Source organism: Streptomyces sp. NPDC002776, from assembly GCF_053592195.1.
Genome location: NZ_JBSFVG010000008.1, coordinates 161,553 through 186,505, shown reverse-complemented (window position 1 = coordinate 186,505; position 24,953 = coordinate 161,553). Strand labels below are relative to the sequence as shown.

Annotated in this window: 18 protein-coding genes; 11 read left to right on the top strand and 7 right to left on the bottom strand. The window is 70.6% G+C overall.

All coding sequences use genetic code 11. The features are described 5' to 3' along the window. Window positions 1-41 precede the first annotated feature (41 nt). From ACWD11_RS18500 to ACWD11_RS18470, 7 genes are all read left to right on the top strand, one after another. The gene (locus tag ACWD11_RS18500; protein WP_389419979.1) at window positions 42-1,550 is read left to right on the top strand and encodes an MFS transporter; all 1,509 of its coding nucleotides are present in this window, start codon (window positions 42-44) and stop codon (window positions 1,548-1,550) included. 237 nt (window positions 1,551-1,787) lie between these two features. After that, window positions 1,788-3,539, top strand: coding sequence for an NAD(P)/FAD-dependent oxidoreductase (locus ACWD11_RS18495; RefSeq protein WP_389419978.1), 1,752 nt, complete (start codon window positions 1,788-1,790; stop codon window positions 3,537-3,539). 16 nt (window positions 3,540-3,555) lie between these two features. Continuing rightward, window positions 3,556-5,211: an NAD(P)/FAD-dependent oxidoreductase gene (locus ACWD11_RS18490; RefSeq protein WP_389419977.1), complete on the top strand. Its 1,656-nt coding sequence runs from the start codon at window positions 3,556-3,558 to the stop codon at window positions 5,209-5,211. A 115-nt stretch (window positions 5,212-5,326) separates the two neighbouring features. Then, window positions 5,327-6,826 carry an FAD-dependent monooxygenase gene (locus ACWD11_RS18485; RefSeq protein WP_451284105.1) on the top strand — a complete coding sequence of 500 codons (1,500 nt, stop codon included), beginning with the start codon at window positions 5,327-5,329 and terminating at the stop codon, window positions 6,824-6,826. A 168-nt stretch (window positions 6,827-6,994) separates the two neighbouring features. Further along, window positions 6,995-8,731 carry an NAD(P)/FAD-dependent oxidoreductase gene (locus tag ACWD11_RS18480; RefSeq protein WP_451284103.1) on the top strand — a complete coding sequence of 579 codons (1,737 nt, stop codon included), beginning with the start codon at window positions 6,995-6,997 and terminating at the stop codon, window positions 8,729-8,731. Between the two features lie 56 nt (window positions 8,732-8,787). Then, window positions 8,788-10,467, top strand: coding sequence for an NAD(P)/FAD-dependent oxidoreductase (locus ACWD11_RS18475; protein ID WP_451284101.1), 1,680 nt, complete (start codon window positions 8,788-8,790; stop codon window positions 10,465-10,467). Between the two features lie 75 nt (window positions 10,468-10,542). Then, complete coding sequence (locus tag ACWD11_RS18470; protein ID WP_389419973.1) at window positions 10,543-12,225, top strand: NAD(P)/FAD-dependent oxidoreductase; 1,683 nt, start codon at window positions 10,543-10,545, stop codon at window positions 12,223-12,225. A 153-nt stretch (window positions 12,226-12,378) separates the two neighbouring features. On the opposite strand, the gene ACWD11_RS18465 is transcribed toward ACWD11_RS18470, so the two are convergent. From ACWD11_RS18465 to ACWD11_RS18440, 6 genes are read right to left on the bottom strand one after another with little or no spacing between them, the layout of a single operon-like run. Then, complete coding sequence (locus ACWD11_RS18465) at window positions 12,379-12,897, bottom strand: flavin reductase family protein (RefSeq protein ID WP_389419972.1); 519 nt, start codon at window positions 12,895-12,897, stop codon at window positions 12,379-12,381. After that, complete coding sequence (locus ACWD11_RS18460; protein ID WP_451284098.1) at window positions 12,897-14,378, bottom strand: amino acid adenylation domain-containing protein; 1,482 nt, start codon at window positions 14,376-14,378, stop codon at window positions 12,897-12,899. The genes ACWD11_RS18465 and ACWD11_RS18460 overlap by 1 nt, the downstream gene beginning before the upstream one ends. Next, window positions 14,375-15,511, bottom strand: a complete 1,137-nt coding sequence (locus tag ACWD11_RS18455; protein ID WP_451284265.1) for an acyl-CoA dehydrogenase family protein — start codon at window positions 15,509-15,511, stop codon at window positions 14,375-14,377. Before ACWD11_RS18455 ends, ACWD11_RS18460 begins: the two co-directional genes overlap by 4 nt. Before the next feature lie 20 nt (window positions 15,512-15,531). Beyond that, on the bottom strand, window positions 15,532-16,839 hold the full coding sequence (locus ACWD11_RS18450) for a cation:proton antiporter (protein WP_389419970.1): 1,308 nt from the start codon (window positions 16,837-16,839) through the stop codon (window positions 15,532-15,534). 35 nt (window positions 16,840-16,874) lie between these two features. Beyond that, window positions 16,875-17,888, bottom strand: a complete 1,014-nt coding sequence (locus ACWD11_RS18445) for a 2-oxoacid:ferredoxin oxidoreductase subunit beta (protein ID WP_389419969.1) — start codon at window positions 17,886-17,888, stop codon at window positions 16,875-16,877. Beyond that, a complete protein-coding gene (locus ACWD11_RS18440) occupies window positions 17,878-19,761 on the bottom strand; it encodes a 2-oxoacid:acceptor oxidoreductase subunit alpha (RefSeq protein WP_389420087.1) in 1,884 nt (627 codons plus the stop codon). The genes ACWD11_RS18445 and ACWD11_RS18440 overlap by 11 nt, the downstream gene beginning before the upstream one ends. Before the next feature lie 196 nt (window positions 19,762-19,957). Here ACWD11_RS18440 and ACWD11_RS18435 point away from each other — a divergent pair, with 196 nt between their 5' ends. Genes ACWD11_RS18435 through ACWD11_RS18420 form a run of 4 tightly spaced genes read left to right on the top strand, consistent with a single transcriptional unit; the run spans window position 19,958 to window position 24,151 of the window. Continuing rightward, on the top strand, window positions 19,958-21,217 hold the full coding sequence (locus ACWD11_RS18435; protein ID WP_451284095.1) for a beta-ketoacyl-[acyl-carrier-protein] synthase family protein: 1,260 nt from the start codon (window positions 19,958-19,960) through the stop codon (window positions 21,215-21,217). Continuing rightward, on the top strand, window positions 21,214-22,440 hold the full coding sequence (locus ACWD11_RS18430) for a beta-ketoacyl synthase N-terminal-like domain-containing protein (RefSeq protein WP_389419967.1): 1,227 nt from the start codon (window positions 21,214-21,216) through the stop codon (window positions 22,438-22,440). The genes ACWD11_RS18435 and ACWD11_RS18430 overlap by 4 nt, the downstream gene beginning before the upstream one ends. Before the next feature lie 2 nt (window positions 22,441-22,442). Then, window positions 22,443-23,240, top strand: coding sequence for an SDR family NAD(P)-dependent oxidoreductase (locus tag ACWD11_RS18425; RefSeq protein ID WP_389420086.1), 798 nt, complete (start codon window positions 22,443-22,445; stop codon window positions 23,238-23,240). Window positions 23,241-23,266: 26 nt separating this feature from the next. After that, window positions 23,267-24,151, top strand: a complete 885-nt coding sequence (locus ACWD11_RS18420) for an aromatase/cyclase (protein ID WP_389419966.1) — start codon at window positions 23,267-23,269, stop codon at window positions 24,149-24,151. Here the strand turns inward: ACWD11_RS18420 and ACWD11_RS18415 are convergent. Beyond that, window positions 24,148-24,900: an SDR family oxidoreductase gene (locus ACWD11_RS18415; RefSeq protein ID WP_451284093.1), complete on the bottom strand. Its 753-nt coding sequence runs from the start codon at window positions 24,898-24,900 to the stop codon at window positions 24,148-24,150. The two genes, ACWD11_RS18420 and ACWD11_RS18415, sit on opposite strands and share 4 nt — an antisense overlap. Between the last annotated feature and the right edge of the window lie 53 nt (window positions 24,901-24,953).

Sequence of the window (24,953 nt, the reverse complement as noted above, 5' to 3'; positions counted from 1 at the left end):
GGGTCTGCGGAATATAACGACGGAGAAAGGCATCTCCCCCCATGACCACATCCGAAGACCGGGTCCCCGGCGGTGGCGCCGTCGGAGCGGCCCCGTTAGCGAACCCCAAGCGCTGGACGGCTCTCGTCTTCATCTGCCTGGCCCAGCTGATGGTGGTTCTCGACATCACGATCGTGAACATCGCGCTGCCGGAGATGCAGTCCGACCTGGGCTTCTCCAATGAGAACCGGCAGTGGGTCGTCACCTCATACACCCTCGCCTTCGGCAGCCTCCTGCTGCTCGGCGGCCGGATCGCCGACTACACCGGCCGCAAGCGGGCCTTCCTGATCGCCCTGGCGGGCTTCGCGATCGCCTCCTGCCTCGGCGGCGCGGCGCCCAACGTCGAGATGCTGCTCACGGCGCGTGTGCTGCAGGGTGTCTTCGGCGCCCTGCTCGCCCCCACCGCGCTGTCGCTGATCTCGGTGAACTTCACCGACCAGAAGGAACGCGCCAAGGCGTTCAGCATCTTCGGCGGCATCGTCGCCAGTGGTGCCGTCATCGGTCTGCTGCTCGGTGGCTTCCTCACCGAGTACATGGACTGGACCTGGTGCATGTACGTCAACGCGCCGATCGCCGTGATCGCCGCGCTCGGTGTGCTGTACCTCGGTCCGGAGCAGCGGGCAGCGGTGCGCGCGCGGATGGACATTCCCGGCGTGCTGCTGGTCACCACCGGTCTCGTCGCCATCGTGTACGCGTGCAGCGAGGCCGAGTCCGAGGGCTGGGGCTCCGGCCTGGTGCTCGGCCTGTTCGCCGCCGGCGCGGTGCTGCTGCTGGCGTTCGTCGCGGTGGAGGCCCGTTCCTCGCATCCGCTGCTGCCGCTCGGGGTGATCAGCGACCGTACCCGGGGCAGCTCCTACCTCGCGGTGGGCATCGCGATGATCGCCATGCTCGGCGCGCTGTTCTTCCTGACGTTCTACCTCCAGCTGGTCAAGGGGTACTCCCCGGTGGAGACCGGTCTGGCCTTCCTGCCGCTGCCGGTCGGCGTCGGCATGTTCGCCGGCGGTGTCTCCACCAAGCTGATCCCCAAGGCCCCGCCGCGCGCCCTCGTGGTGCCCGGCATGGTCATCGCGGCCTGCGCACTGTTCTGGCTGGCCGCGCTGGACCCGGGCTCCGGCTACTGGACGATGGTCGCGCCCGCCCTGTACGTCCAGGGCGCGGGCATGGGTCTGGTGATCGCCACCGCGATGAACTACGCCACCTACCGGATCGCCGACGAGCACGCGGGCGTGGCCTCCGGCACCGTCAACACCGCTCAGCAGATCGGTGGTTCGATCGGTACGGCGCTGCTCAGCACGCTGGCCGCGGACGCGGCGGCGGAGTACCTCGCGGATCACTCCTCGGGGGGCAAGAACCCCGCGGTGGTGCACGAGGCGATGACCGAGGGCTTCACCACCGCGTTCACCTGGGCCGGCGCGATCATGGCCTGCGGTGCGGTGGTCATCGCCGTGCTGATGAACACGCCGAAGCCGCGGCCCGGTGAGGCCTCGGCGCCGGTGGCGCACATGGGCTGACGTTCCCGTACGGCCTCGGCGGCCGGCCTCCCCCTCGGGGGAGGCCGGCCGTTTTTTGTATGCCGTGTGCGCCCTTTGTGGGCGCGGGGTGAAGGTTTAATATGGGCGATTTGTCATCGTCAATGCAGTTGCATGCATTAATGGTTAACATGACCTGTATGTGACCAGACTTCGAGGTCACGCTTCTACCTTGGCCGCATCAGAAGCCAGACGGCGCAATCGACCAAGGAGAGGCTTATGTCAACTGACGCCCTCCGTCCCAAAAGCCCCACCTCACCGCAGTACGACGTGGCCATCCTGGGGTCCGGCCTGGCCGGCACCACGCTGGCCGCCTGCCTCGCCAACAACGGTGCGAAGGTGCTCGTCCTCGACGCGGGCACCCACCCGCGCTTCGCCATCGGCGAGTCCACCATCCCGTACACGTCGATGATGATGAGGCTGGTCAGCGAGCGGTACGGCGTGCCCGAGGTCAAATGGCTCACGACCTTCGAGGCCGTGCAGTCGAAGATCTCCACCAACTGCGGTGTGAAGCGCAACTTCGGCTTCCTCTACCACCGCGAGGGCGCCCGCCAGAACCCGCTGGAAACCAGCATGTTCCCGATCCCGAAGATCACCCACACCGAGAACCACTTCTTCCGCCAGGACACCGACGCCTGGATGCTGAACGTGGCCATCAAGTACGGCGCCGAGGTCCGCCAGCAGACGAAGATCGTCGACGTCGACATCGACGACACCGGCGTCACCGTCATCCCGGACCACGGCGACCCGGTGCGCGTGAAGTTCATCGTGGACGCCAGCGGCCACCGCTCCCCGCTGGCGCAGAAGTTCGGCCTGCGCGAGGAGCCCAGCCGGCTGCGCCACCAGTCGCGCTCGCTGTTCACCCACATGATCGGTGTGAAGCCGTACGAGGACACCCTGCCGAAGGGCACGCACCACAACCCCAGCCCGTGGAGCGAGGGCACCCTCCACCACATGTTCGAGGGCGGCTGGATGTGGGTCATCCCCTTCGACAACCACCCGCTGGCCACCAGCCCCCAGTGCAGCGTGGGCCTCAACCTCGACCCGCGCATCCACCCCACGCCGGACTGCTCCCCGGAGGAGGAGTTCCGCAACTTCATCGCCAAGTACCCCGACATCGCACCGCAGTTCGAGGGCGCGGTCGCCACCCGGGACTGGGTGCGCACCGGGCGTCTGCAGTACTCCTCCAAGCAGACCGTCGGCTACCGCTGGTGCCTGACCTCGCACGCGGCCGGTTTCGTGGACGCGCTCTTCTCGCGCGGTCTGTCCAACACCATGGAGATCATCCACGCCCTCGGCTGGCGCCTGCTGGACGCCATCAAGGAGGACGACTTCGCCGAGGAGCGGTTCTCCTACGTCCAGGAGCTGGAGCAGGGCCTGCTCGACTTCAACGACGACCTGGTCGCCAACGCCTACACCTCGTTCGGCAGCTGGTTCCTGTGGAACGCCTGGTTCAGGGTGTGGTCGCTCGGCCAGATCCTCGCCACGTTCGAGATCAACCGCGCCTACGCCACCTTCCTGAACGACCGGGACCCGGCCGGACTCGCCCGTCTCGAGCGCCAGGCCCCGGACGGCGCGATCCCCGACTACGCCCCCGTCCGCCGGCTGCTGAAGAACGTCAGCACGCTCGTGCAGGAGGTGCAGAAGGGGAACGCGGACCCGCGGCAGGCCTCGGAGGAGATCCTCGCGCAACTGCGCGCCGCCGACTTCGTCCCGCCCGCCTTCGGTCTCGCCGACCCCGACAACCACTGGACGGACGCCTCCACGGTCAAGGTCCTGCAGACCTTGCAGTGGGCGAAGAAGAACGCCCCGGACGAGATCGGCGACCTGGTCTACGACGGTCTCACCCTGTTCCTGCGCAAGCGGTTCGACAAGGAGGAGTTCAAGGTCACCGAGGAGCTCAAGCACATGGCCGCGTACTGGCCTGTGATCGGACGAGTCATCAAGCACCGGAACGCCAGCGCGAGCTGACCACACGGGGAGTGAAATGAAGCAGTCGAGCGACACCTACGATGTCGTCATCCTGGGCACGGGCTTAGCCGGCTCCGTCCTTGGCGCGATCCTTGCCAAGGCCGGAAACAAGGTCCTGCTCCTGGATGCCGGGTCCCACCCGCGGTTCGCGATCGGTGAGTCGACCGTCGGCTACACCCTGGTCCACCTGCGGATGCTCGCCCACCGCTACGGCGTGCCCGAGATCGGTCACCTCGGCAGCCTGGAGGAGTGCAATCAGTACATCAGCACGACCTCCGGACTGAAGCGGCACTTCGGCTTCATGATCCACCGGGACGGCGAGGAGCCGGACCCGCGGGAGATCAACCAGTTCCGGCTGCCGAAGGTCCTGCACCTGGCCAGCCACTACTTCCGCCAGGACATCGACCAGTACCTGTTCCACGTGGCGCTGAAGTACGGCTGCCAGGCGCGGCAGAACTACCGTGTCGAGAAGGTGGACTTCGACGAAAGCGGCGTCACGGTCATCGGCGTGGACGGCACCACCCACCGGGCCCGCTTCGTCGTCGACGGCAGCGGCTTCCGTTCCCCGCTCGCGGAGCAGCTGGGCCTGCGGGAGGAGCCGACCCGGCTCAAGCACCACGCCCGGTCGATCTTCACCCACATGCTCAACGTGGACCGGGTCGACGACCATGTCCGCATGGGCCCGGACGACGTGCCGCCGCGGCCCTGGCACGAGGGCACGATGCACCACATGTTCGACCGCGGCTGGTTCTGGATCATCCCGTTCGACAACCACCCGAAGAGCACCAACCCGCTGTGCAGCGTCGGCCTCCAGCTCGACCCGCGTCGCTACCCCAAGCCCAGCGACATGACGGCCGAGGAGGAGTTCTGGCACCACGTCGACCGGTTCCCGCTGGTGAAGCGGCAGCTGGCCAGGGCGCGCAGCGTCCGTCCCTGGGTCAGCACCGGGCGGCTGCAGTACTCCTCGAAGCAGGTCGTCGGCGAGCGCTGGGTCCTGCTGCCGCACGCGGCGGGCTTCGTCGACCCGCTGTTCTCCCGCGGGCTGTCCAACACGGCCGAGATCCTCAACGTGCTGGCCTGGCGGCTGATCAAGGCGCTGAAGCGGGACGACTTCGACCCGGCCCAGTTCGCCTACGTCGAGCAGCTGGAGCAGAACCTGCTCCACTTCAACGACCGCCTGGTCAACTCGGCCTTCATCAGCTTCTCCGACTACGACCTGTGGAACGCGGTCTTCCGGATCTGGAGCTACGGCTCCCTGCCCGGTGCCTTCCGCGTCATCCACGAGGACCTCAAGGCACGCCGGCAGCACGACCCGGACATCTGGCGGGGCATGGAGGACGTGCCGAACCCCGGTCTGTGGTGGCCGGACAAGCCGGAGTACCGGCAGATCTTCGACGAGATGGCCGACTTCTGCGAGGCCGTCGAAGCCGGTGAGATGAGTTCCCAGGACGCGGCCGACCAGCTGTTCGCCAAGATGCGCCAGGCGGACTGGATCCCGCCGTCCCTGCAGATCGCCCAGCGCGACGTCCGGTTCATCGACCCGAACCCGGCACGGCTGCGCAAGATGCTGCTCTGGTCCCGCACCAAGGCGCCCGCGGACATGCGGCCGTACATGGTGGGCACCGCCGTCGAGGCGATCAAACACTTCGTGAAAGGCAAACGAATCTTCTGAGCCCCTCCACGGGCTCGGCCACGGTCGGCGGGACCGCGCGTCCCGCCGACCGGTCCGCCGGCCGGTCGCATGATGCGAGGCAGTGCTCGGAGAACGGTCGAGAAAGGTCATTGCTTTGGACGAGAAGACCACCGCATTCGACGTGATCGTCGCCGGCGCGGGCCCCACCGGTCTGATGCTGGCGGGTGAACTCGCCATGGCCGGCGTGCGCTGCCGGGTCGTCGAACGGCGGGAAGACCGCACCCGGGAGTCCCGGGCCCTCGGACTCCATGGACGGACCATGGAGGTCCTCAACATGCGCGGGGTCGCCGATGAGGTGCTGGCCCGCGCCAATCCGATTCCGCAGGTGAGGGTGTCCCTCGGCGGCTCCCTCTTCGACATGGGCCGACTCGCCACGGACTACGGCCAGTTGACCATCATCCCGCAAGGGGAGACCGAGGAGATCCTGGAGAAGCGCGCCACGGAGCTCGGGGTGGTCGTGGACCGCGGGGTCGCCCTGACCGACTGCCGGCAAGAAGGCACCGTCGTCCGCTGCACGCTGGAGCAGGACGGCCGGGTATGGGAGGAGAGCGCCTCCTGGCTGGTCGGCTGCGACGGCTCGCGCAGCCGGGTGCGGGAGGCCATGGGCGCCGAGTTCACCGGCGCGACCTACCCGTACACGATCATCGTCGCCGATGTGAAGCTGGGCACCCCGCTCGACGACCAGCTGCTGATCCGGGTCGGCCGGGCCGGGCTGGTGGTGGCGACCGACTTCGGCAACGGCTGGTACCGCATGGGCGTGATCGACCGGGAGAAGCCCTGGTCGGACGAGCCCGTCACGCTCCAGGAGGTCGACCAGACCCTGGCCAAGCTGTTCGGCAAGGACATGCGGCCCAGCGAGCCGCTGTGGACCTCGCGCTTCCACATCCAGGAGCGGCAGGCGTCGTTCTACCGCAAGGGGCGCATGCTCATCGCCGGTGACGCCGCCCACGTCCACTCCCCGCTCGGCGGACAGGGGCTCAACCTCGGTATCCAGGACGCCATGAACCTCGGCTGGAAGCTGGGCGCCGTGGTCAACGGGCGGGCCGCCGACGATCTGCTGGACACCTACGCGCTCGAGCGGCGCCGGGTGTCCCAGGGCGTGATCAAGGTGACGGACCTGGCCACCCGCATGATGACCTCCGACCGGCTGCCCGAGCGGATCGCCCGCAAGGCCGTGATGTCCGTGGCCAGCCGGGTCCGGCCGGCCCACCAGCTCGCGGTCGGACATCTGTCCGGCATCGCCACGCGGTACCCGTCGATGGCCGCCGCCGTCGGGGCGTCGCCGCTGGCCGGCACCCGGGTCCCCGACCTGGAGATCAGCGGGCACGGCGCCCCGCTCCGGCTCCACGAGGCGCTGCGCCACGGCGGGTTCGTCCTCGTCGACGGCGGTACCGGCGGGCCGCTGCTGCCCTCGGTCCCCGAGACGGACCGCAATCTCCTGCGCCTCAATGGCCGAATCGTCGCGGGTCCCGGGCCGTGGCGAGGAGTCGAAGTCGTCCTGATCCGCCCCGACGGCTACTGCGTCTGGGCGGGTTCACGTACGCGCGCCCGGCACGAACTGACCAACGCCTATTTCCGCTGGACCCAAGGCTGACCAGGCACTGAGACCCGTTTCGGGGTGCCGCCGCCCGGCCGCGGCGGCGGCACCCCGCGGACGCCGCGGGGCCGATGCCCAGGGGCCCTGAGCGGTGGCTGAGTGGGGCTTGAGTCGGTGGCCCTAACTTGCCCGAAACGGATGCCCGGATCGACCAAGGAGAGGCTCATGCCGACTCGCTCGAAGCACCCCACGTCGCCGCAGTACGATGTGGCCATCCTGGGGTCGGGTCTGGCGGGTACCACACTGGCCGCCTGCCTCGCCCGCAACGGCGCCAAGGTGCTCGTCCTCGACGCGGGCACCCACCCCCGTTTCGCCGTCGGCGAGTCGACCATCCCGTACACCTCGATGCTGATGCGCCTCGTCAGCGAGCGCTATGACGTGCCCGAGATCAAGTGGCTCACCACCTTCGAGTCCGTGCAGTCGAAGATCTCCACCAACTGCGGTGTGAAGCGCAACTTCGGCTTCCTCTACCACCGCGAGGGCGCCCGGCAGAACCCGCTGGAAACCAGCATGTTCCCGATCCCGAAGATCACCCACACCGAGAACCACTTCTTCCGCCAGGACGTCGACGCCTGGATGCTGGCCGTGGCCATCAAGTACGGCGCCGACGTCCGCCAGCAGACGAAGATCGTCGACGCGGAGTTCGACGACGACGGCGTGACCGTCATACCGACGGCCGGGGACCCGGTGCGGGTGAAGTTCGTCGTCGACGCGAGCGGCCACCGCTCCCCGCTGGCCGAGAAGTTCGGCCTGCGCGAGGAGCCCAGCCGGCTGCGCCACCAGTCGCGCTCGCTGTTCACCCACATGATCAACGTGAAGCCCTGGGAGGACACCGTCCCCAAGGGCAGCCACAAGAACCCGAGCCCGTGGAGCCAGGGCACCCTGCACCACATGTTCGAGGGTGGCTGGATGTGGGTCATCCCCTTCGACAACCACCCGCGCGCCACCAACCCGCTGTGCAGCGTGGGCCTCAACCTCGACCCGCGGATTTACCCGACGCCGGACTGCTCCCCCGAGGAGGAGTTCCGCAACTTCATCGCCAAGTACCCCGACATCGCACCGCAGTTCGCGGACGCCATCACGGTCCGGGACTGGGTGCGCACCGACCGGCTGCAGTACTCCTCCAAGCAGACCGTCGGCTACCGCTGGTGCCTGACCTCGCACGCGGCCGGGTTCGTGGACGCGCTCTTCTCGCGCGGCCTGTCCAACACCATGGAGATCATCCACGCCCTGACCTGGCGCCTGCTGGACGCCATCAAGGAGGACGACTTCGCCGTCGAGCGGTTCGAGTACGTCCAGGAGCTGGAGCAGGGCCTGCTCGACTTCAACGACGACCTGGTCGCCAACGCCTACACCGGCACCAAGAGCTGGTTCCTCTGGAACGCCTACTACCGCTCCTGGGTGCTCAGCCAGGCGCTGGCCACCTTCGAGATCAACCGCGGCTACGCCCGCTTCCTGGAGAACCACGACCCGAAGGTCCTGGAACGCCTGGAGCGCCAGGCGCCCAACGGGGCCATCCCCGACTACGCGCCGGCGCGCGAGCTGCTCAAGGCCATGAGCGAGACGATCCAGGACGTCCAGAACGGCCGCCGCGAGCACCGGGAAGCCTCCGACCACATCATGGGGCTGCTCGGCAAGGCCGACTTCATTCCGCCGGTGTTCGGCCTGGACGACCCCGACGTCCACTGGACCGAGGTGAACCCGCTCAAGCTGGCGAAGACGCTGCGCTGGGCGCGGACCAAGGCCCCCAAGGAAATCGGTGACCTGACCTGGGAAGGGCTCACGCTCTTCATGAAGAAGCGCTTCGACCGCGACGAGTTCCAGCTCGCCGAGGAGCTCAAGCACATGGCCGCGGGCTGGCCGGTGATCGGACGGGCCTTCCGGGTGCCCGAGCCCGAGTGACCGCACCCGAACCGGATCCCGAAGACCAGCAGCCCGACAAGCCAGAGGAGTTCCCCGTGTCCGACAGTCCCGCCCTGGTCAGTGGCCCGGCGCCGGTCTACGACGTGGCGATCCTGGGGTCCGGCATCGCCGGCTCCATGCTCGCCGCCGTGCTGGCCCGCAACGGCGTCAAGGTCCTGCTCCTGGACGCCGCGGCCCACCCGCGCTTCGCCATCGGCGAGTCGACCATCCCGTACACCCTGGTGTGCCTGCGCACCATCGCCGAGCGCTACGACGTGCCGGAGATCAAGACGCTGGCCACCTTCACCAACAGCACCAAGCTGCTCGGCCCCAAGTTCGGTGTGAAGAAGCACTTCAGCTTCCTGCTGCACCACGAGGGCCAGGACCAGGACCCGCAGGAGGTCAACCAGTTCGGCACCCCGGGCCTGCTGCACGAGGCGAGCCACCTGTACCGCCAGGACACCGACGCGTACATGTTCCATGTGGCCCTGAAGTACGGCGCCGACTCCCGGCAGAACTTCCGGGTCGCCGACGTCGACTTCGACGACAGCGGGGTCACGCTCAGCACGGCCGAGGGCGAGCAGTACCGCGCCAAGTACGTCGTCGACGCCAGTGGTTACCGCTCGCCGCTCGCGGACAAGTTCAACCTGCGCGAGGACCCCTGCCGGTTCGCCCACCACTCCCGGTCCATGTGGAACCACATGACCAACGTCCGCAAGACGGACGACCTGTTCACCCACCGCAGCGCCGCGGACACCCCGCCCTCGCCCTGGTACCAGGGCACGGTGCACCACATGTTCGAGCGCGGCTGGTTCTGGGTGATCGGCTTCGACAACCACGAGATGTCCCGCAACCCGCTGTGCAGCGTCGGCCTCACCCTCGACCCGCGCAAGTACCCCAAGTCCGCGGACATGACGCCGGAGGAGGAGTTCTTCTCCTACGCCGAGCGCTTCCCGGACATCGCCCGCCAGTACGAGGGCGCCCGCGCGGTGCGCAACTGGGTCTCCACCGACCGGCTCCAGTACTCCTCGCGGCAGTGCGCGGGCGACCGCTGGTTCCTGCTGTCGCACGCGGCCGGCTTCCTCGACCCGCTGTACTCGCGCGGTCTGTCCAACACCGCCGAGGCCATCAACAGCCTCACCTGGCGGCTGCTGGAGGCCGTCAAGGACGGCGACTTCTCCCGCGAGCGCTTCGACTACGTCGACAAGATGCAGCAGGGCCTGTTCGACTACAACGACTCGCTGGTCAACGCCTCCTTCATCTCCTGGAGCGACTACGACCTGTGGACGGCCGTCTACCGGATGTGGGCCTGGGGCGCCAACGCCGGTACCTACCGGCTCTCCGAGGGCCTGTTCAAGTACTTCAAGGACGGCAGCGAGCAGCACTTCAAGGACCTGGAGAAGGCCCCGCACCTCGGCCTGTACTGGCCGGACCACGACGGCTTCAAGGAACTGTACGACCTCATGATCAACCAGGTGCTCGACTACGAGGCCGGCCGGACCACCGCGCGCGAGGCCGCGGACACGATCTACGAGCAGCTTGAGACCGTGAACTTCGTGCCGAAGAACTTCGGCTTCTCGGAGCGCAAGCTGCGCTTCATGATCCCCGGGCCCAAGACGATCCTGAAGACCGCGCGCTGGCTGCACACCGAGGCCGACCCGGTCGTCAAGCGGATGATGACGGGCAACGGGCGGGAGGCCGTCAAGGCGAAGCTGCGCGGCAAGCGCATCTTCTGATGACGCGTTCGGCGCCGGTCCCGGTGGGACCGGCGCCCACGCGCGTCCAGGGAGCGAATGAGGGGAGTTGAACCCATGAAGATCAACCGAACCGCCCCCGCCGGCGAGCGCGCGGCTCCTCCCGCGGATCCCCGGGAGAGGTACGACGTGGCCGTCCTGGGCGGCACCATGGCGGGCGGCCTGCTCGCCGCGGTGCTGGCCCGCCAGGGTGTACGGGTGCTGGTGGTGCCGAGCGCCGAGGACCGCAGCGAGCCCTCCGGCGAGACCACCGTGCCCTACACGGCCGAGGTGTTCCTGCTGCTGGCCAAGCGTTTCGACATCCCGGAGATCGCCGCGTTCGGGCTCTTCCCGGACCTGCCCGCGGAGGTACGGCGGGACAGCGGCGTCAAGAAGAGCCTCGGCTTCCTCTACCACCGGCCCGGCCGGCGGCAGAACCCCGAGGAGAGCGTCCAGTTCAACGTGCCCGGCGAGCACGCCGAGTGGCATCTGGAGCGGCGCACGGTCGACGCGTACACCCAGCGCATCGCGCACCGGTACGGCGCCGCGGTGCTCTCGCACGGGGTGCAGGCGACCGACGCGTGGACCGAGGACGACGGGGCGCGGATCGAGACCACCGACGGGCATGTCTGGAAGGCCCGCTACCTGGTCGACGTCAGCGGTCCCGGCTCCTTCCTGGTCGCCAAGAACGGCGGCGACGACCCCGAGCCGCGGCTCGGACTGCGCTCACGGGTCATCGCCACCCACATGACCGGGGTGACGCCGTACGAGGACGTGCGGCCCACCGCGGACTACCCGAAGGCCACCGCCTGGTCCGAGGGCACCGTCCACCATCTGTTCGACGGCGGCTGGGTCCAGCTCGTCCGGTTCGACAACCACGCCCAGGGCGCCAACCCGGCCACCGGCGTCACGCTCAGCCTCGACCCCGAGCGCTGGGCGCATCTGCCGGAGGACCCCGAGAAGGCGTTCCGGACGGTCGTCGAGCAGTTCCCCGACCTGGAGAAGCAGTTCACCGACGCCACCGCGGTCCGGCCGTGGACCACGGCCCCCCTGTGGCAGCGGACGGCCTCGCGGACGTACGGGGACCGCTGGTTCGCGCTGGAGCGGACGGCCGCGCGCAACGACCTGTTCCTGTCCCGGGACGTCACGATGGCCACGGAAGTGGTGCACGCCCTGGCGAGCGCCCTCGTCCCGGCCGTGCGGCGCGACGACTTCGGCACGGCGCCGTTCGCCCGGGTGGCGGCCTTCCAGGACGACCTGAACACCTTCAACGACCGCTGGCTGCGCTGCGCGCGCATCGCGAGCCGGGACTTCGAGCTGTTCAACGCCTTCTCCCGGGTGTGGCTGCTGTGGCAGATCCTCGCGGACCTGTCGCTCAAGCGGGCCCGGCTGGACTGCGAGTCGAGCGCCGGCGGCCGGGACTGGACGCCGGTGGAGCGGTTCGAGCTGGGCGGCATCTGGTTCCATGTGCCCGAGGGCCTGCGGGGCGTCATCGACCGCTCGCTGCGGGCCATCGAACGCGTCGGCGACGGCGAGGTCTCCCCGGCCCCGGTGGCGGACAGCATTTTCGCCGACCTGCGCCGGGAGAAGTTCATCCCCCCGCTGTACGCCTTCGGTGACCCGGCGGCCAAGGTCTACCACTTCACGATCCCCAAGCGCCTGAGGATGCTCTGGTGGGTCAAGACCGCGGCCCCCGCGGACTTCCGCCGGCTGCTGACCCGCGACAACGTGACCTCGGTGACGTCGGCGGCATCCCGCTGACCCGACCGATCCCGACCCGGCACGCCGCTCCCTCACCAAGGGGGCGGCGTGCCGGCGTACGGGGCAGTCCGGCACCGGGTGCCGGGGCGTGCACCCCGAAGCCCGCCACCGAGGTCGGTGGCGGGCTTCGGGGGGAGGCCGGGCGGGGGCTGATCAGCCCGCGTTGGGCAGGAGGCGGGCGTAGGCACCGCGCCAGTAGGTCAGCGGGAAGCGGTCCTCCGCCGTGCCGCCGCCCACCACCCGGCCTATCAGGAGGGTGTGGTCGCCGGCCTCCACCGCGTCGTGCAGTTCGCACTCCGCGTGGCCCACGTTGACCGCGAGCAGGGGAGTGCCGGTGGCCGGACCCGGGGTCCAGCGGACACGCTCGAACTTGTCGGTCGCGCCGGAGGCGAACAGCTGCGAGGCCATCTGGCCCTGCGAGCCCAGGATGTTGACCGAGAACTGGGCCCGGTCCAGCACCGCGCGCAGCGTGCCGCTGCGGTTGCTGACGCTCGCCAGCACCAGCGGCGGGTCCACGGAGACGCTGCACACCGCGGAGCAGGTCAGACCGCGCGGCTCGTCCTCCTTGTCCAGGGTGGTCACGATGGAGACGCCGCTGGCCAGCGACGCCATGACGGTACGGAACAGCTGGATGTCGACGGACGAGGCCATCGTGGGCATGGCGGTCTGCATCACAGCTCACCCGCCTCTACGGCCGTGACGAGCGCGGCCCGGTGCAGCTTGCCGTTGGGTGTCCTCGGCAGATCCTCGGCGATGTGCAAACGATCGATGTTCATATAGGTGGGCAACCTTTCCGCACAGCGGCGTTTGATGGCGAGCAGGGAGGGCCGCTGTCCCGGCGAGGGGACGACGACCGCGTGCAGTTGGGACGTGAGGCCGGTGCCGATCACCAGGACCGTCACCTCGGCGACGGACTCGAGGGTGCCGATGGCCGCCTCGATCTCGCCCAGCTCGATCCGGTTGCCGCGCACCTTCACCATGTGGTCGCGGCGTCCGACGTACTCCAGGTTCCCGTCCGCCCCGAGCCGGGCGATGTCACCGGTGCGGTAGGCGCCCTCGTGGGGGCCGCGCCCCCAGTAGCCGAGCATCACCGTCGGGCCGGTCACCACGACCTCGCCCTCACCGCCCTCGGGGCCGTCCAGGGTGACGGTGTCACCGGAGCAGGCCGTGCCGATCGGCAGCGGGGTGTCGCGCTTCAGGTCGGCCTCGGTGACCTCGTAGGAGGTGCAGACGTTGGTCTCGGTCGGCCCGTACCAGTTCAGCAGCCGCACCCCGGGCCAGGCCTTGCGCAGCTCCTGGACGTGGTGGATGGCGAACGGCTCGCCGGCGAACAGACAGACCCGCAACGACGACGGGGGAGGCCCGTCCAGCAGACCGCCCTCCCGCATCATCAGGCTGATCGCGGACGGCACCGAGTACCAGACGGTGATCAGCCGCTGCCGCATGAACTCGGCCAGCTGCAGCGGGGCGTAGGCCAGCTCCTCGGGGACCAGATGCACCGAGGCGCCGGAGGCGAAGGCGCCGTACAGGTCGAAGACCGAGAGGTCGAAGTTGAACGGCGCGTGGTTGGACAGCCGGTCGGAGACGGTGAGCTGGAGCTCCTCCACCGCCCAGTCCACGAAGGCCAGCGCGTTGCGGTGGCTGATCATCACGCCCTTGGGCTCACCGGTGGAGCCCGAGGTGTAGAGGATGTACGCCGGGTCGTCCGGCTCGTTGCGGAACTGCGGCGGGCGCACCCCGTCCTCGGCCCGGCCGAACAGCTCCTCGAAGCCGGCCAGCGGTGCCGCGTCGAACTCCGTGGACCGGGCCCGCTCCACCCCGCCCGCGTCGGCCACGACCAGCTTCGGCTCGCAGCCGGCCGCGATCCGGGCCACCCGGGCGGGCGGGTTGGAGCCGGTGACCGGCACGTACAGGGCGCCGATGCGCAACGCGGCCTGCATCACGGCGATCGCGTCGACGCTCTTGTGGCTCCAGATGATCACCCGGTCGCCGACGCCCACCCCGCTCTCCAGCAGGGCCGCGGCATACCGGTCCGCGCGGCGGTCCAGCGTCCGGTAGTCGACGGGGCCGTCCGCCCCGTGCACCGCCACGGCGTACGGGTTGCGCCGGGCGGAGTCGTACAGCAGGCGGTGCAGGCTGACGTTGGTGCTCATAGTCCCAGCTCCCTGGAGATGATGTCGCGCTGGATGTCCGATGTGCCGGAGAAGATGACGGAGGGCACCGCGTCCCGCAGGGCGGCCTCGATGCCCTCGGCGCGCTGGTAGCCGCGACCGCCGAAGTGCCGGATGGCGTCCAGCGCCGTGGCGACCACACTCTCGGAGACCGCCAGCTTGGACAGGGCGATCCACAGGGTGGCCGGGCCGCCGCGGTCCATCTCCCAGGCGGCGCGGTACAGCAGCAGCCGGGCGCTCTCGGTGCGCAGCTTCATGTCCGCGATCCGGTGCGACACGGCCTGGAACTGGGAGATCCGGCGCCCCGACTGCCGGCGGGTGCGGGCGTGCTCGACGGCCCGGTCCAGCAGATGGTCCGCGAGGCCGAGGAAGCCGGCGAACAGACAGCACCGCTCCCAGCCCATCGAGTGCTGGAAGATGAAGCCGCCCTGGCCCTCCTCACCGAGGACCTGCTCGTCGGGCACGAAGCAGTTCTCGAACGTCAGCCGCCCGGCCGGGACATGGGCCATGCCCATCTTCTCGAAGGGCTCCCCGATCGTCAGACCGGGAGCGCCGCGCTCCACCACGAACCCGGTGACGCCGAGATAGCCCGCCTTGGGGTCGGTCGTCGCGTACGTCGTGAAGACGTGCGCGGCCGGACCGTTGGTGACGAAGCTCTTCTCGCCGTTGAGGATCCAACCGCCGTCGGTGCGTTCGCCGACCGTGGCGAGACGGGAGACGTCGGAACCCGCCTCGTCCTCCGTCATGGCGTTGCCGGCGATCAGCTCGCCCGAGCACATCCCGGGCAGGATCCGGGACTTGAGGGCCGGGCTGCCGAAGTCGACGATCGGCATGGCGCAGGCGAACAGGTGCGCCGAGGCGCCGAAGACCAGCCCGGTGCGGTCGCAGCCGCGGCCGAGGGCCTCCACCTGACGTGCGGTGTCCAGGGCGCCGAGCCCGCCACCGCCGTACTCGGCGGGCACGGAGAGCCCCAGCAGGCCCAGCTTGCCGAGCTGCGTCCAGTCGCCGCGGTCGTAGTACTCGGCCGTGCCGTCACTGGCGGGGAACGCCTCGCGCACGGCGGCCAGGGTGCGGTCGTACGCCTGCCTCTGTTCCTCGGTCCAGGCGAAGTCCATGGTGCGTGCCTGCCTTTCAGTCACTTTGGGGAGGAGAGCGCGGAAACCGCGGGACGGGACCTCAGCAGCTCCTCATGGGCGCGCTCGTTGGGCCTGGCCAGCAGCCGGGTCAGCAGCGGCGCGGCCATCGCGGTGGTGACCAGGGCCATGATCACCATGGCGCTGAACAACTCGACGGAGAGCAGGCCGAGTTGGAGACCGACGTTGAGGATCACCAGCTCGGTCAGGCCACGAGTGTTCATCAGCAGCCCGAGCACGGTGGCGTCGCGCCAGTTCATCCCGGTCAGCTTGGCCGGGATCGCCACACCGCCGAGCTTGCCGATGCAGGCCACCGCGATCACGGCGAGCATCACCATCAGGCCGCCGCCGGTGATCGTGGTGAGGTCGACGGACAGGCCGGTCACCACGAAGAACAGGGGCAGCAGCAGCTTGCTGGCCTTCTCGGTCGGGCCGAAGGCCGACTGCATCAGCCTGCGGTCCCGGGGCATGACCAGGCCGAAGAAGAACGCGCCGAAGATGGCGTGGATGCCGATCTCGGAGGTGAGCCAGGCGGAGCCGAAGGCACCGCAGGCGGCGATCACCATGACGTACTGCATCGCCGAGTCCCGCATCTTCGCGGTGGCCTTGCGCAGCAGCGGCTTGACGATCCACAGCATGCCGGCCACGTACACCAGCGACCACAGCAGCATCGTGATGAACGCGCCCGTGCCGGTGGCCGTCACCAGCGCCACGACCAGGGCGAGCATGCACCACGCCAGGACGTCGTCGGCCGCGGCCAGCGCCAGCGAGAGCGCTCCGGCCCGGCTGAACTGCAGGCCCTGGTCGGCGACGATGCGGGCCAGCACCGGGAAGGCCGTGATCGACATGGCCACGCCGAGGTAGAGGGTGAACTCGAACATCCCCACCTGTTTGCCGTTCACCGTGCCGTAGGTGCCGTAGATCAGCGCGGCGAGGCCCATGCCGAGGGCGAGCGGGCAGGCGATCGAGCTCAGCCAGATGATGCCGGTGGACTTGCGGCGTCCGCTGAAGCTGGTGCCGTCGAACTCCCAGCCGATGACGAACATGAAGAGGATCAGGCCGATCTGGGCGGCGGTGCCCAGATGGGCGCGTGCCTCGGGCGGAAAGAACTGGTTCGGGAGATCGCCGGGCAGCAGACCGAGCAGACTGGGGCCCAGGCAGATGCCCGCGGCGATCTCACCGACCACGGCCGGCTGGCCGAAGCGCCGGGCGCAGACCGCGAAGGCCACACCCACCAGCAGCGTCAGCGCGACGCCGCCGATCACTGTCGTGGTCAGCCACTCGGAGTTGGCGGCAGCTGCGAAGCTCACTGGGTCTCCTTACATACGGGTGGGGCGGGAACGGATCAGCGGCTCCATGTGTCGCTGCCTGCCAGGACGGCCGCGAGGTCGCCCTTGCCGTGCTGTTCGACCGCGGCTTCCAGCTGGTCGGCCAACTGCCGGTCGTAGACCGGCCGTTCGATGTCCCTGAAGACACCGATCGGCGTGTGGTGCAGGGTCTGCGGATCCGCGAGCCGGGACAGCGCGAAGGCGGTGGTGGGAGAGGCCGCGTGGGCGTCGTGGACGAGGACGCGGTCCTCGTTCTCGCCGGTCACCTCGACCACCTCCAGATCGCCGGTGGCCGGGTCGCGCACGACACCCTTGGCGCCGTCCGCACCGAAGCGGACGGGCCGGCCGTGCTCCAGCCGGATCACCGACTCCTGCGCCTGCTGCTTGTCCTTGAGGACCTCGAAGGCGCCGTCGTTGAAGATGTTGCAGTTCTGGTAGATCTCCACCAGCGCGGTGCCCGGGTGCTGATGGGCCGCGCGCAGCACCTCGGTGAGGTGCTTGCGGTCGGAGTCGACGGTCCGGGCCACGAAGGTGGCCTCGGCGCCGAGCGCCAGCGACACCGGGTTGAAGGGCGCGTCGAGCGAGCCCATCGGCGTCGACTTGGTGATCTTCCCCAGTTCGCTGGTCGGGCTGTACTGGCCCTTGGTCAGGCCGTAGATGCGGTTGTTGAACAGCAGGATCTTGAGGTTCACATTGCGGCGCAGGGCGTGGATCAGATGGTTGCCGCCGATGGACAGCGCGTCGCCGTCGCCGGTCACCACCCACACGCTCAGGTCCGGCCGGGTCACGGACAGGCCGGTGGCGATCGCCGGGGCACGGCCGTGGATGGAGTGCATGCCGTAGGTGTTCATGTAGTACGGGAAGCGCGAGGAGCAGCCGATCCCGGAGATGAAGACGATGTTCTCCCGTGCCACCCCGAGCTCGGGCATGAAGCCCTGCACGGCCGCGAGGATCGCGTAGTCACCGCACCCGGGGCACCAGCGCACCTCCTGGTCGGACTTGAAGTCACGGGCGAGCAGGTCAGCCGGCATGGATCTCCTCCTTCAGGACCGCGGCGAGCTGCTCCGCCTTGAAGGGCATGCCGCTCACCTGGGTGTGGCTGCGTACGTCGACCAGGTACCGGGCACGCAGCAGGGCCGCGAGCTGGCCGAGGTTCATCTCGGGGACCACGACCCGCCGGTAACGCCCGAGGACCTCGCCGAGGTTGCGCGGGAAGGGGCTGAGATGGCGCAGATGCGCCTGCGCGATCCGCTCCCCGGCGGTGCGCAGCCGGCGCACGGCCGCGGTGACCGGGCCGTAGGTCGAACCCCAGCCCAGCACCAGGGTGTCGGCGCCGTGCGGGTCGTCGGCCTCCAGGTCGGGCACCCAGACGCCGTCGATCTTCCGCTGCCGGGTGCGCACCATGAAGTCGTGGTTGGCCGGGTCGTAGGAGATGTCGCCCGTGCCGTCCTGCTTCTCGATGCCGCCGACGCGGTGCTCCAGACCCGGGGTGCCCGGGATCGCCCAGGGGCGGGCCAGGGTCAGCGGGTCGCGCTTGTACGGCCAGAAGACCTCGGTGCCGTCCCCCAACGTGTGGTTGGGCCCGTCGGCGAAGTTCACCCGCAGGTCCGGCAGTTCGTGCAGCTCGGGGATCCGCCACGGCTCGGTGCCGTTGGCCAGGTAGCCGTCGCTGAGCAGATAGACCGGGGTGCGGTAGGTCACGGCGATGCGGACCGCCTCCAGCGCCGCGTCGAAACAGTCGGCGGGCGTCTGCGGCGCCACGATCGGCACCGGAGCCTCGCCGTTGCGCCCGTACATCGTCTGGAGCAGGTCGGCCTGCTCGGTCTTGGTCGGCAGGCCCGTCGAGGGGCCGCCGCGCTGGATGTCGACGATGACCATGGGCAGTTCGAGGGCGACGGCCAGACCGATCGTCTCGCTCTTGAGCGCCATCCCGGGGCCCGAGTTGGAGGTCACCGCCAGCGAACCGCCGAACGCCGCGCCGAGCGCCGCGCCGGCCGCCGCGATCTCGTCCTCCGCCTGGAAGGTCCGCACCCCGAAGTTCTTGTGCCGGCTCAGCTCGTGCAGGATGTCGGAGGCCGGAGTGATGGGGTACGAGCCCAGGAAGAGCGGCAGGTCCGCCTGCCGGGCCGCGGTGAGCAGACCGTAGGACAGGGCGAGGTTGCCGGAGATGTTGCGGTAGGTGCCGGACGGGAACGTGTTCGCCGCCGGGGCGATCTCGTAGGAGACCGCGAAATCCTCCGTCGTCTCGCCGAAGTTCCAGCCGGCCTTGAACGCGGCCACGTTGGCGGCCGCGATCTCCGGCTTCTTGGCGAACTTCGTCCGCAGGAACCGCTCGGTGCCCTCGGTGGGCCGGTGGTACATCCAGGACAGCAGACCGAGCGCGAACATGTTCTTGGCGCGCTGGGCCTCCTTGCGGGTCAGCCCGAACTGCTTCAGCGCCTCGACGGTGAGGCTGGTCAGCGGCACCGGGTGCAGGCGGTAGCCCTGGAGCGAGTCGTCGTCCAGGGGGGAGGTGTCGTACCCGGCCTTGGCCAGCGCCCGGGAGTCGAACTCGTCGCTGTTGACGAGGAGTTCGCCGCCGGGGCGCAGGTCGCCCAGGTTGGTCTTCAGGGCCGCCGGGTTCATGGCCACCAGCACGTCCACGGCGTCGCCGGGCGTGAGGATGTCGTGGTCCGCGAAGTGCAGCTGGAAGGAGGAGACGCCGCCCAGGGTGCCGGCGGGGGCACGGATCTCGGCGGGGAAGTTCGGCAGGGTCGACAGGTCGTTGCCGAACGAGGCGGTCTCCGACGTGAATCGGTCACCCGTCAGCTGCATGCCGTCTCCGGAGTCGCCTGCGAACCGGATGACCACACGGGACAGTCGCTCGGTCCGCGAGGAAGCGTCCGAGGCCGCCGGTGGATGGATGCTGGGGTGAGGAGCTGCAGTCACCGAGCCTCTACCTCTCTCTCGTGGGGTGCCCACGGCGGTTGCAGTGTCGGTAGGTCGCCTAGAGGGGTGGTCAAGAAGCGGTGCACCGGGGGAGGGTGTGCCGACGTACGCCCGTCGGCCAGGTCGGGCACCCCTCCACCACCCCTTGAGCCTGCGCCTCGACCATCGCCGCATGACCCGACGCGCAGTGATCACCGGGCTGGGTGTGGTCGCCCCCGGTGGCATCGGCACCAAGGACTACTGGGCGCTGCTCACCGGCGGCCGGGCCGCGACCCGGCACATCACCTTCTTCGACGCCTCCGGCTACCGCTCCCGGGTCGCCGCCGAGGTCGACTTCGACCCCGCGGCCGCCGGACTCGGGGTCCGGGAGATCCACCGCATGGACCGCTCGGCGCAGTTCGCCGTGGTCAGTGCCTGGGAGGCGGTCGCCGACAGCGGCCTCGCGCTCGGCGGTCTGGACCCGCTGCGCACCGGCGTCAGCATCGGCTGCGCGGTCGGCGCGGCCACCAGCCTGGACGCGGCCTACCCGCTGCTCAGCGACGAGGGCCGCGACTGGCGCACCGACACCCGCTATGCCGTCCCGCAGCTGTACGACTACATGGTGCCGAGCGCGCTCGCCCGCGAGGTCGCCTGGACCGTCGCCGCGCAGGGTCCGGTCGCGATGGTCTCCACCGGCTGCACCTCGGGGCTCGACGCCCTCGGCCACGCCGCCGGGATCATCGCGGAGGGATCGGCCGACGTGATGCTCGCCGGGGCGGCCGAGGCGCCCGTGTGCGCCATCACCGCGGCCTCCTTCGACGCCATCAAGGCCACCACGCCGTACCAGGGCGACGAACCCGCCGAGGCGTCCCGGCCCTTCGACCTGAACCGCGACGGATTCGTGCTCGGCGAGGGCGGCGCCGTCCTCGTCCTGGAGGAGAAGGAGCACGCCCGCCGCCGCGGCGCGCACGTCTACGCCGAGGTCGCCGGGTTCGCCACCCGCGGCAACGCCTACCACATGACCGGACTGCGCCCGGACGGCACCGAACTCGCCGCCGCCGTCGCCGCCGCCCTGGACGAGGCCCGGCTGCCCGCCGACGCCGTCGACTACATCAACGCCCATGGCTCCGGGACCCGGCAGAACGACGTCCACGAGACCAACGCGCTGAAGATCGGCCTCGGCCCGCACGCCTACGACGTACCGGTCAGCTCCATCAAGTCGATGATCGGCCACTCGCTGGGCGCCATCGGTTCCCTGGAGGCGGCCGCCTGCGCCCTGGCCCTGGAGCACGGCGCCATCCCGCCGACCGCGAACCTTCACACCCCGGACCCGGAATGCGATCTCGACTACGTGCCCTTGACCGCGCGGGCTCAGCCCCTCAAGACCGTCCTCAGCGTGGGCAGCGGCTTCGGCGGCCTGCAGAGCGCCCTCGTCCTGAGGAAGCCCGAATGACCCCCGAACCCGTCCCGGCCCCGCCCGCCCGGGTGCGCGCGGCCGTCACCGGACTCGGTGTCGTCGCCCCCAACGGCGTCGGCACCCGCGCCTGGTGGGAGGCGACCCTGCGCGGGGTCAGCGCCCTGCGCCCGGCCCGCGACGCCCCCGTCAACCGCGTCCCGGTCGCCGGTGAGGTCACCTCCTTCGTGGCCGAACAGCACGTGCCCAGCAGGCTGTTGCCGCAGACCGCCCGCTTCACCCGGCTCGCGCTCGCCGCCGCCGCCGAGGCCCTGTACGACGCCGACGTCGACCCCGCCGCGCTGGAGGAGTCCGGCGCCGGCGTGTTCACCGCCAGCTCGGCCGGCGGCTACGAGTTCGGGCAGCACGAGATGGGCGCCCTGTGGCGCACCGGCAGCGACAGCGTCAGCGCCTACCAGTCCTTCGCCTGGTTCTACGCCGCCTGCACCGGCCAGGTCTCCATCCGGCACGGGATGCGCGGCCCGAGCGGCACCCTGGTCACCGAACAGTGCGGGGGACTGGACGCGGTGGGCCAGGCCCGGCGGCGGCTCGGCGACGGCACCCAGGTGCTGCTGGCCGGCGGCTCCGACGCGGGACTGTGCCCGCTGGGCTGGGCGGGCCACCTCGCCACCGGACAGGTCAGCCCGCACACCCACCCGGCCCGTGCCTACCTGCCCTTCCACCCCGATGCCTCCGGTTACGTCCCCGGCGAGGGCGCCGCCTACGTCGTACTGGAGGAGCGGCAGGCCGCCGAGCGGCGGGGCGCGCAGGTGCTCGGCGAGGTCGCCGGGTACGCCGCCGCCTTCGATCCGCCGACCGGGCCCGGCAACCTCGGCCTCGCCGCCCGGCTCGCGCTCGCCGACGCCGGACTGACCCCGGACGACATCGACGCCGTCTTCGCCGACGCCTCCGGGGTGCCCGCGCTGGACGCGGCCGAGGCCGAGGTGATCGAAGCGCTCTTCGGGCCGTACGGCGTCCCGGTCGCGGTGCCGAAGACGATGACCGGACGGATCGGCGCCGGCGGCTCCGCGCTCGACCTGGTGGCGGCGCTGCTGGCGCTGCGCGAGGGGGTGCTGCCGCCGGCGGTGCACGTGGACCGGCCCAAGGACGTCTGGCACCTCGACCTGGTCACCGGTGCCCCCCGCCCGGTCGAGCTGCGCGCCGCGCTGGTGCTGGCCCGGGGATACGGCGGATTCAACTCGGCCGCGGTGGTGGTGCGATGACGATGGGCAGGGCCGTGCCCGGCTCCTGGGCGGGCGCCCTGGGCGGCGGCCCGCGGGGCCGCGACCGGCCGCACCGCACCGCGCTGGTGACCGGCGCGACCGGCGGTATCGGACGGGCCGTCGCCGAACGCCTCGCCGAGGACGACTTCGACCTGTACGTCTGCGCGCGCGACGCGGACGCGGTCGCCGGGACCGTCGCCGCGCTGCGCGCCAAGGGCGTGAAGGCGGACGGCATGGCCGCCGACGTCCGCGACCCCCGGGCCGCCGCCGAACTGGCCGAGGCCGCCGTCGCCTGCCACGGCCGGCTCGACGTCCTCGTCAACAACTCGGGCCGCGACGGCGGGGGAGTCACCGCCGAACTCACCGACGAGCTCTGGCTCGACATCATCGAGACCAACCTCAACAGCGTCTTCCGCCTCACCCGCGAGATGCTCCGCCGGGGCGGCGCCGTCGACCGCGGCTGGGGGAGGATCGTCACCATCGCCTCCACCGCCGGGAAACAGGGCGTGATCCGCGGCGCCCCCTGCTCCGCCGCCGAGCACGCCGTGGTCGGCTTCACCAAGGCCCTCGGCCTGGAGCTCGCCACGACCGGCGTCACCGTCAACGCGGTGTGCCCCGGCTACGTCCGCACCCCGTCGGCCGAAGGGTTCTTGCGGGACCGCGCCGACGCCACGATCCCGCTGGGCCGTCACACCACCACGGAGGAGGTCGCCGGCCTGGTCGGCCACCTGGTCGGCGACGACGCCGCGGCCATCACGGCCCAGGCGATCAATGTCTGCGGCGGCCTGGTAAGCCACTGACCGTCTCCGACACCGAGGGAACCGGCATGCCGAACACCGTCCACACCACCCGGATCGCGGCGCCCGCGCAGGCCGTCCACGCGCTCGTCGCCGATGTGACCGTCTGGCCGCTGATGTTCGAGCCGAACATCCACACCGAGTACGTCGAGGGCTCACCGCGCACGGAGGGCAGCGAACGCATCCGCATCTGGGCGTTCGCGGGCGAGCAGATCCGCAGCTGGACCTCCGAGCGGACCCTCGACCCGCACGCGCTGACCGTCGGCTTCCGCCAGCAGGACCCGGCCACGCCGCTGACGTCGATGAGCGGGCGCTGGGTGGCCAAGGACATCGGCGGCGGTGAGACGCTGCTCGAACTGCACCACGAGTTCCAGGCGTTCACCGACGAGCACTTCGTGCTGCACGCCCTCCATCACAACAGCCCGGCCGAGCTGGCCGGGGTGCGGATCGCCGCGGAGAACCCGAGGACGCCGTACACCTTCGAGGACAGCCTGCGCATCGCCGCGCCCCCGGAGGCCGTCTACGGCTTCCTGTACGACGCCGGCCACTGGCCGGACCGGCTGCCGCACGTGGCCTCGCTGGACCTCACCGAGGAGACGCCGGGCATCCAGCGGATGGCGATGGAGACCCGGAGCCCCGACGGCACGCTGCACCACAGTGAGTCGGTACGGGTGTGCAGGCCCGGCACCGGCAGCATCGTCTACAAGCAGATCCGCACCCCCACGGTCCTGGTGGCCCACACCGGGCAGTGGCGCCTCGACCCGCTGCCGGACGGCACGACGCTGGCCACGTCCCGGCACAGCGTGATCCTGGCGGACCCCAAGGCACGCGAGGCGGTGCGGGCCGCGCTGGGGACGAACAGCAGGGCGACCCTGCGCCGCGCCAAGGAGTTCGCGGAAACCCGCCGCGCCTAGGCCCTGTTGCCGCCGGTGGACCGCGCCCCCGCGGCACGGGGTGCGGTCAGCGCGGGCGCGGGGCGCCGTGCGCCGGTCGGGCCTGTCGTCGCGTCCGGCCGGCGCCCGAGCAGGGCGTACACCGCCTCCGCGACCTCCTCGCAGGTCTCCGCCCGGACCGGGTCCGTCAGGCCCGGGACGACGGCGTCGACGCGGACCTGCGGACCGGTCACCGCCGCCAGCAGCCGCGTCAGGTCGGTCAGGGCCGCCGCCTGGCTCACGGCGCGCGGCCCCCGGCCCCCGGACGGCCGCCCGTCGGCCACCGGCCCCACGTTGACCACCCGCCCGGCCCCGCCCGCCCGCAGCTGCGGCAGCGCGGCCAGACACATCTGCCAGGTCCCGACGACGTCCACGTCGAAGAACTCCCGCCACACCTCGGCGTCCTGGCGCGGCCCCCGCCGGGGCACGCCCAGGGAGTTCACCAGCACATCCAGCCGGCCGTAGCGCCGCACGGCCGCCGCGACCAGCGCCTCGGCCTCCGCGCGCACCGCGATGTCGGCGGCCACGTACAGCGCGTCGGGCAGCCCGGCCGCCGGCACCTCGCCCGCCGCCCGGCCGTGCGCCACGTTCACCACCACCCGCATGCCCGCGGCCGCGAGCCGGCGCGCCACCGCCGCCCCGGTCCCCGCCGTCCCTCCCGTCACCAGGGCGACCGGCGCCCCTCCCCGCTGACCGGCTCTGCCGTGTCCATCCTCGGACGCATGTGTCATGGCACACCTTTCCGCCAGGTTCCCCCGGCTCCCGCCGGGCCGTCCGCATGGTC